This is a genomic window from Massilia sp. CT11-108 (assembly GCF_047302915.1).
Taxonomy (GTDB): Bacteria; Pseudomonadota; Gammaproteobacteria; order Burkholderiales; family Burkholderiaceae_D; genus Telluria; species Telluria orientalis.
In genome coordinates, this window is the sequence record NZ_JBKYMO010000261.1 from 1 (window position 1) to 8,059 (window position 8,059).

Below are 8,059 nucleotides of genomic sequence, written 5' to 3' on the forward strand. Positions count from 1 at the left end.
CGTCGGCCCGCGCACGAAGTCGCCGAAGCGGGCGTGGCGCGTGCCGACGAGGCCCCACGCGACGCGCAGGACGGCCAGCGCCAGCACGGTGCAGCCGAGGGTCACGTGCACCAGCATCCAGCGCTCGTGCCCGGCCGTCAGCCAGGCGCCGGCGAAGCTGGCCGCCAGCAGCCAGTGGAATACGCGGACCGGCAGGTCCCACACAAGAACGTTTTTCATGCTTGCCTCCTGACCCTCATCATCGGCAAGCCTGCTTAAGGTTTTCTTATCGCCTCACTTGGCCGGGACGATCCGCCACACGACGCCGCCGCCGTCATCCACGACGAGCAGCGCGCCGTCCGCCGCCACCGTCACCGCGGCCGGGCGGCCCCACACGTCGCGGTCGGACAGCACCATGCCGGTCATGAAGTCCTGGTACTGGCCCGTCGGCGCGCCGTTCTTCATCATCACGCGCACGACCTTGTAGCCGGTGCGGATGCCGCGGTTCCACGAGCCGTGCAGCGCCAGGAAGATGTCGCCGTCGTACTCTTTCGGGAACGCGTGCTTCGCGCCCGCCGGGGCGTGGTACACGGTCATGCCCAGCGGCGCGGAGTGCGCCTGGATCAGCGTGTCGGGCACGGTAATCTTGTCCTTCAGGTCCGGGCGGACGCCCTTCAGGCGCGGGTCTTCGTGCGCGCCCAGGTAGTACCATGGCCAGCCGTAGAAGCCGCCGCGCTTCACGCGCGTGACGTAGTCCGGGGGCAGGTTGTCGCCCAGTTCGTCGCGCTCGTTGACGCTGCAATACAGGTCGCCCGTGTCCGGATGCACGAACATGCCGACGCAGTTGCGCAGGCCGTTCGCGTAATTGCGGCGGTTCTTGCCGTCCGGGTCGAACGCGAGCACGGTGGCGCGGTCGGTCTCCTGGTTCCACGTGCCGCCCAGGCCGTGCGCGGCTTCCCATTGCGCGAGCGGCTGCGGCGGCGTGGCGCCGATGCCTTCGCCGACGTTGGTGGCCGAGCCGACCGAGACGAACAGCGTCTTGCCGTCCTGCGAGAACGCGAGCGAGCGCGTGATGTGGTTGCCCAGGCCGTCGACGATCTTCTCGACGATCGTCTCGGGCTTGCCCTTCGCCTTCAGGTCGCCCGCGGCGTAGGGGAAGCGCACGACCGAATTCGCGTTGGCCACGTACAGGTATTTCGGATTCGCGGCCGGCCACAGCGCGAGGCCGTACGGGCGCGACAGGTCCGTTGCGAATACGCTGTCCGTGCCCACCTTGGCGCCGTCGGCCGACAGGCGCAGGATGCGGACTTCACCCTTGCCCGAATCGGCCAGGAGGATGTCGCCGTTCGGCGCACGCAGCGCGTAGCGCGCCTTGCCCGTGTCGGCCAGCACGCTGACCTTGAAGCCTTTCGGCACGGCCGGCAGCGCGCCGTCCGGACGCTTCGCGAGCTTGGGGCCATTGCCCGCGCTCTCGCTGGCAAACGGTGCGACGAGCTGGTCGACCGTGATGTGGTGCACGTCGCCCGGCTTGTCGTCGGTCCAGGCGCCGGTACGCGCGCCTGTCGCGGCGGCGGTTTTCGGTGCCGCCGATTTGCCGCTTTGCGCGGCGAGATAGTCGATCACGGCACCGCGTGCTTTTGCGTCCGCGATCCCGATCGGCATCGCAGTGCCCGGCACATCCTTCGTCGGGTCGCGCAGGAAGACGTCGAGCTCCGCGCGCGTCCACGTCTTGCCGGCCGCACCGGCCTTCGACAGCGCATCCGTGTAGTTGTAGCCCGGTGCCGAACCGGCCTTGCGGCCCACGACGTTGAACAGCGGCGGACCCGCGCGCGAGCCCATGGCGGCATCGGCCGTGTGGCAGCTGGCGCAGTTCTGTTCGAAATAGGTCTGGCCCGCGGATGGTGCGGCCGACGCCGCGGAGGCGGCGCCCAGCAGCGCCAGTGCGGCGGCGATCTTGTAGTTCATTTTTTCTCCCCAGGTGAATCAGTCGATCATGAAGACCGGATAACGGCGCCACTCCGGCTCGCGCCAGCGCGCGCAGTGCGCAAAGATGAAGTCGAGCACGGCACCCTGATCCCGCAGCAGGTCCGGATTGGCGGCCTTCCAGGCGCCGAACTTCGCGGCCAGGTCAGGCTCGGCAGCCAGCAGGCGCTCGGCCTCGTCCTCGAACACGTAGTCCGAATACGCTTCCTTCTTTTCCAGCACGCTGTTGAAGAAACCCCAGCGGAAGAAGCTGTCGTGGGCCTGCGGTTCCAGCGTCTCGACGGCGTAGCGGACCTGGTCCTGGTCGAGCGGGACGAGGTAGTCGCCGGCACGGATGGTCACGGTCTCGCGCACGCGCTCCAGCTGCACGTCGTCGTGGAACATGTGGCCTTCGTAGGCGTGCGGGCGCGTCGTCAACGCGGCGATGCGGTAGACGGACACCTCCTGCGTGCGCTCGGCCTCCACCCGCTCCAGCCTGACGCCGTTCCAGCGCAGGCGCTCGATCGCTTCGCGCCACTGCTGCGGCACGACATAGGCCTTCGGTGCCGGCACGACGACGTCGGCCGGGAAGCGGTTGTAGTGCGCGATGTCGCGTTCGAACGGCTCGTTGCGGTCGTAGTACAGGCGCTGGTAGTCGCCGAGGACGCTCGCCTTGTACTTCGCCGCATAACCCTTGAAGCGGAACGTGGACGGATTGGCTTCGTCCATCGCCCAGTGCACGGGCCATTCGCGGCGCGTGTGGCCGGCCGCGCGGGCGGCGCGGCGCATCTGCACGATCCTGGCGCCGTTGGCGATGGTGAAGTCGAGCGCCGTCTCGACGAGCGCGCGCATCGAGTGGTAGCGGTCGGCGAAGGGCTTCAGCATGTGCGTCTCGGGCATGAAGCCGATCGTGTCGTGCAGCGCCGCATAGCCCGTCGAGAAGCGCGCCGTCTCGAGGAAGTCGGCGATACCGTCATCCGGGCTGTCCTTGACGGGGTTCACGTACGGGCACATGGGCCAGCCGCGCTTGTCCATCTCCGCGTACATCGCGGGCAGCATGGTATCGCGCAGGAACGTGCCGAGGTCGCCGCCCAGTTTGTCGGCCTGGGTCGGGATCAGGGTCATCGTGTAGCTGTAGTCGGCGCCGTTGGACGTGTGCGTATCGACCATCACGTCCGGATCCCATTCCGTGAACAGTTTATTGAAGGTCTGCGCCGTCAAGGTGTCGCACTTGACGAAATCGCGGTTCAGGTCGAGGTGGCGGCTGTTGCCGCGAAAGCCGAACGACTCCGGGCCGTCCTGGTTCACGCGCGACGTATTGGCGCGGTTGAACGCGCCGTCCACGTTGTAGAGCGGGACGAACAGGAACACGGTTTGCCCCAGCGCCGCAAGGCGGTCCGGCTGCTGGCAAAAGTCGCGCACGAGCGCCATGCACGCATCGACGCCTTCCGGTTCGCCCGGATGGATGCCGTTGTTGTTGAAGAAGACGGGACGGCCCGCGGCCTTGATCTGCGCGCGGTCGAACACGCCGTCGGCCGAGATGACGCCGGCGTGGATCGGCACGCCCGCGTCGGAGGTCCCGACCACGGAAAAGCGCAGCACCCGGGGGTATTGGTGCGCGAGGTTTTCGTACCAGGCGATGCAATCGGACCAGGTCGTGGTCTGATTCTGGTTGCCCTGCTCGAAAGGCGTCTGCAATGCGTTCAGCATGGTGTCGTTTGCTATCTTGTGGAAGTCTGAGGTCGCTACTCTACCTCAGATGACTGCGCTCAGGCAGCCGCCACGTCCGACAGCGGGAGGGTGATGGCGACGAGGGTGCCCTCGCCGGGATGCGACTGCACGTGGATGCTGCCGCCGAGGGCGAACACGCGCTCGCGCATGCCGATGATGCCGATGCCTTCCGACGCCACGGCCGGATCGAAGCCTTCGCCGTCGTCCTGCACTTCGATGTGCAGCGCCCCGTCCTCGTCGGACAGCGCGAGACTGACGCGCGCGAAGCCGGCCTGCGAGTGCTTCATGATGTTCGACAGCGCTTCCTGCACGATGCGGTAGGCGGAGATCGCAAGCTCGTTGCCGATCTTGGAAAAATCGCCCTGCGATTCGAATTCGAAGTGCACGCCGGAGCTGCGGTAGTGGCTGACCATCTCCTCGACGGCACCGTGCAGGCCGAGCATGTCCAGCACTTCCGGACGCAGCCGGCGCACGAGGCGGCGGCCGTTCGCGTACAGGTCCAGCGCCAGCTTGGTGATGGCCTGGGCCTTGGCGCGGATCTGGTCGATTTCCTCGCCCGGCGTGGCCTTGGCGGCGAGCTGCTGGATCGTCTGCGATTCCAGGCGCACGGCGATCAGCGAGGCGTTCAATTCGTCGTGGATCTCGACGGCGATGGATTTTCTCTCGTCCTCGATGATGCTGTTGACCTTCTGGATCAGCTTGCGCTTGTCGGCGTCGGCGCGCAGCGCCTCGTTGCGCGATGCAAGCAGGTCGCGCGTGCGCTCGGCCACCTTGTTTTCCAGGTCCTGCTTCGATTGATCCAGCGCCACCGACATCTCGCCGATCGACGCCTGCAGTTCGCCCACCTCGCCGCCCGTCGTGACGGGCAGCTGCACGCGGTAGTTACCGCCGCGGATGCGCCGCAGCACGGAGATCGCCTCGCGCAGCGGCACGGTCAGGCTGCGCGCGAGGATGTACGCGAGCGCGCCGCTGGCGGCCAGTGCCAGCGCGGCCATCGCCAGTTCGACGCGGAAGCGGTGCAGCTGCTTGGCCAGCATGTTCGTGGGCGACATCGTCACGCGCACGAGGCCCACGACCTCCGTCGTCAGCGTGGGCGGACGCGTGTCGCCAGCGGCGGAGACGTGCGGCGTGCCGTTGTCCGAGAACAGGTTGAACCACACGACCTGCTTGCTGATCTGCGCCTCGAACGAGCGGCTCTCCGCCTCGATCGGGTGTTCGGACGCGACGGAGACGGGGGTCTGGCCGTTCATGTCGACGACTTCGATGCGGTACACGCTGCTGTCCGACTGCACGAGGCCGTTGATGGTCAGGCGCAGGTCGGACAGGTTGCCCGAGATGACGTTGTATTCGCTGGTCTCGGCGAGCGCGCGCGCGAGGATGCGGCCGCGCTCCGCCAGTTCCTCGTCGACCTGGGCGCGGTGCGCGTACCACGAATACCAGACGAAGGACGTGAACAGCAGGGTTACGGGCAGCATGGTGATGAACGCCATGCGCAGGCCGATGCTCCAGCCGCGCCAGAACTGCAGCGCGCCGGGCCGCAGCCTGGCGGGCCGCAAGGTGACGGAGCGCAGTTTGGCGGCGCGCAGCGAGGCGTCGCGGAGGGCGGCGGGGCGTTTCATGGCTGGCGTGGCGGCACGGGCCGGGCAAAGTGGCGCACGTTGTCCGGCACCTCGACGTCGAGCGAGCGCGCGACGCCCTCGTTGACGATGGTGTGGAAGTAGCGCGGGAACTGGGGCGCCGGCAGCTCGCCGCCGGCCACATAGCTGGCCACGATCTCGGCCACCTGGGCGTTGATATCCTCGACCTCGGAATACGTCGTCGCCAGCGCGCCCGCCTTGACCATGTCGGCCGAGAAGCCGATCACGCCCTGCTTGTGGCGGTAGGTCGAGAGCAGGATGTTGCGGAAGTGTTCCGGATTGTAGACGGCGCTGTCGGGCAGCGCCAGCAGCACGTCGGTCTGTCCGATCTGGCCCAGCAGGCGGTTGATGTCCGCGTCCGGATCGGCCTGCAGCACGTTCACGTGCTCGTTTTCCAGCATCGGCTTGAGGAATGCGGTGTCCGGGCCGAGGATGGCTGCCACGCGCACGGGACGCCGGTACAGCAGGGCCACGAGGCGCAGTTGGTCGGCCGGCGCCGGCTCCGCGTACACGGCCGTGAACATTGCTGCGCGCGCCGGCGGCAGGGTGCCGAGGATGGAGCGCACGACCTGGCTCGACGTGAACGTGGAGACGACGACGCAATCGCAACGGCGCTGCGCCACTTCGCGCAACGCGGCCGGGCCGACCGTCACGTACAGCATGCGCCGGTGCTGGGCCAGTTCGGTGCGGAACACGGAGAACACGGGCACGAGGCGGCGCGTGATGTCGTCCACGATGCGGCGCGTGATGGCGCTGTCGTCCGTCGTGACGATCTGGAAGCGGTAGCCCTGCACGGGCTCCGGCTTGATGTCGCGGGTGGAGAACGCGTGCGCGGACGTCGTCAACATCAGGGCGGCCAGCGCCAGCACCACATTGGGTCCCTGCCTGCGCGGGGACGACGTGCCGACGCAGGCACCGTCGTTCCCGCGCAGGCGGGAACCCAAGTTTGCAAACCGGAGCACGGACGACAACACGGCAACGAAACGGGTCAGGGCTCGATCAAGCCATGCTTGACGGCGAGCTTGGTGATGTACGCCTGCCGGTGCACGCCGAGCTTCTCCTTCACGGACTGGCTGATGTTGCTGATGGTCTTGGTCGACAGGTTGAGGCGCTCGGCGATCTCCATATTGGTCAGGCCCTCGGCCATCAGCTTGAAGATCTCCAGGCTGCGCTCGTCCAGCTGCGACTGCGGCGAGACGTCGCCGCGCACGGCCAGGCTGGCCAGGCGCTCCGCGATCTGCGGCAGGAAATACAGCTTGCCCGCGTGCGCGTGGCGCACGGCATCGGCCAGGTCGGCCGGGTCGCAATCCTTCGTCACGAACGCGTGCGCGCCCAGGCGGTAGGTTTCCTTGATCAGGCTGTCCTGGTCGAACTGGCTGAGGAACACGATCTTGGCCTTCGGGTCGGTCCGGAGGATGTTCTGCGCCGCGTCCATCCCCGTCAGCTCGGTACCGAAACGGATGTCGAGCACCGCCACGTCCGGCTTGAATTCCGCATACATCGCGGCCGCCTCGCTCGGGCTCTTGGCCTGGCCCACCACTTCCATTCCCTGCGCCGACAACGACATCGCGAACCCGGTCATCACGATCGGGTGGTCGTCCGCCAGCATCACGCGGATCGGCTTTTGCTCTTTCTGCACGTTCGATTCTCCAGGCTACTTCTGCTTTCAGGCGAAAGCACAGAGACGATTATTCCACACAACAGCACCGGGCGCGAGGCGGCAAGCATTCATTTTCCAAATTGTCAAGACGGCCACGGCAATAAAGTGGAATGATACATTGCCATGAAATCGCTTTGCCGATTGCTAGCAAATAGCATATATTCATTCCGTTCGATGGATTTTCCGCTTCACTCCGTTTTACCTCCGGCAATGCCGGTACAACAACAAGGAGGATGGCCATGCAATTCACGAGTCTCCCGGGCGGCAACCGCCCCGATGCGAAAGCCGCGAAATTCGTCCTCGTCGCCGCCCTGCACGTGGCACTCGGCGCCGTGTTCATCCACAGCATCAACACGAAGAAGATTTCCCTGTCCAGCCTGCCGGAACAGGTGCTCGTCATGATCGAGCCGGAGCGCCCGGCGCCGCCACCGCCGCCCGAGCCGCCGAAGCCCACGCAGCAACTGGCGCCGCCGGACGTCGTGGTGCCGAAGGTCGAGGTGGATGTGGCCCCGCCGCCGGTGCCGAGTCCCATCCAGGCGACCACGGCGTCCGACCCGTCGCCGTTCCCGGCCATGCCGTCCGACCCCGTGCCGGACACGCCGGCCACGCCCAGCGCCAACCCGGGCCAGATGCGCACGGCGGTGCTCGCGGACGCCAATGGCTGCGCCCTGCCCGACTATCCGGCCGCGGCCGCGCGCCGGGGCGACACCGGGACCACGACCCTGGCGCTGCTCGTGGGCGCCGACGGCCGCGTGAGTTCCTCGCGCATCGAACAATCGAGCGGGTCGCGCGACCTCGATCGCGCCGCCATCAATGCCCTGACGCTGTGCAAATTCAAGCCCGCCACGAACAACGGCGTCGCGGAAGCCGGCTGGGCGAAGCTGGCCTTCGTCTGGAAGCTCGACTAGTTGGTGGCGAACAAAGGGAGACGCACGATGCGTCACGTACCTCGACCGGCCGTATGGGCGGCCTGCGGCCTGGCCTTCCTCCTCGCCTGGCTCATGCTGCAGCCGCGCGCGGCGCCGGTGCCGACCGGCCCGTTCGTCCCCGGGTTCAACGCGGCGCGCGCGCAGGCGCACGTGCAGGTGCT

General features: G+C 67.3%; 6 protein-coding genes and 1 pseudogene. 1 reads left to right on the plus strand and 6 read right to left on the minus strand.

Features of this window, described 5'->3' with window-relative positions; translation table 11 throughout:
* The 6 genes and pseudogenes from ACEN88_RS19465 to ACEN88_RS19490 form a co-directional block, all read right to left on the minus strand.
* A pseudogene (locus ACEN88_RS19465) lies at positions 1 to 219 on the minus strand (cytochrome B); the annotation flags it as partial.
* A gap of 54 nt (positions 220 to 273) precedes the next feature.
* The gene (locus tag ACEN88_RS19470) at positions 274 to 1,944 is read right to left on the minus strand and encodes a PQQ-dependent sugar dehydrogenase (protein WP_413342166.1); all 1,671 of its coding nucleotides are present in this window, start codon (positions 1,942 to 1,944) and stop codon (positions 274 to 276) included.
* Between the two features lie 18 nt (positions 1,945 to 1,962).
* On the minus strand, positions 1,963 to 3,651 hold the full coding sequence (locus tag ACEN88_RS19475) for a M14 family zinc carboxypeptidase (RefSeq protein ID WP_413342168.1): 1,689 nt from the start codon (positions 3,649 to 3,651) through the stop codon (positions 1,963 to 1,965).
* 59 nt (positions 3,652 to 3,710) lie between these two features.
* Positions 3,711 to 5,291: an ATP-binding protein gene (locus tag ACEN88_RS19480; RefSeq protein ID WP_413342170.1), complete on the minus strand. Its 1,581-nt coding sequence runs from the start codon at positions 5,289 to 5,291 to the stop codon at positions 3,711 to 3,713.
* On the minus strand, positions 5,288 to 6,253 hold the full coding sequence (locus ACEN88_RS19485) for a hypothetical protein (protein WP_413342172.1): 966 nt from the start codon (positions 6,251 to 6,253) through the stop codon (positions 5,288 to 5,290). Before ACEN88_RS19485 ends, ACEN88_RS19480 begins: the two co-directional genes overlap by 4 nt.
* Positions 6,254 to 6,297: 44 nt before the next feature.
* Entirely contained in the window at positions 6,298 to 6,948 is a 651-nt protein-coding gene (locus ACEN88_RS19490) for a response regulator (RefSeq protein ID WP_229412145.1), read from the minus strand.
* 260 nt (positions 6,949 to 7,208) lie between these two features.
* Between ACEN88_RS19490 and ACEN88_RS19495 the strand changes: the two genes are divergently transcribed.
* Positions 7,209 to 7,877, plus strand: a complete 669-nt coding sequence (locus tag ACEN88_RS19495; RefSeq protein WP_413342174.1) for an energy transducer TonB — start codon at positions 7,209 to 7,211, stop codon at positions 7,875 to 7,877.
* Positions 7,878 to 8,059 lie beyond the last annotated feature (182 nt).

What these genes read in the sequence shown, in the direction of transcription:
- ACEN88_RS19495 (WP_413342174.1), top strand. Translation starts at nt 7,209, where the DNA reads ATGCAATTCACGAGTCTCCCGGGCGGCAACCGCCCCGATGCGAAAGCC.
- ACEN88_RS19475 (WP_413342168.1), bottom strand. Translation starts at nt 3,651, where the DNA reads ATGCTGAACGCATTGCAGACGCCTTTCGAGCAGGGCAACCAGAATCAG.
- ACEN88_RS19480 (WP_413342170.1), bottom strand. Translation starts at nt 5,291, where the DNA reads ATGAAACGCCCCGCCGCCCTCCGCGACGCCTCGCTGCGCGCCGCCAAA.
- ACEN88_RS19470 (WP_413342166.1), bottom strand. Translation starts at nt 1,944, where the DNA reads ATGAACTACAAGATCGCCGCCGCACTGGCGCTGCTGGGCGCCGCCTCC.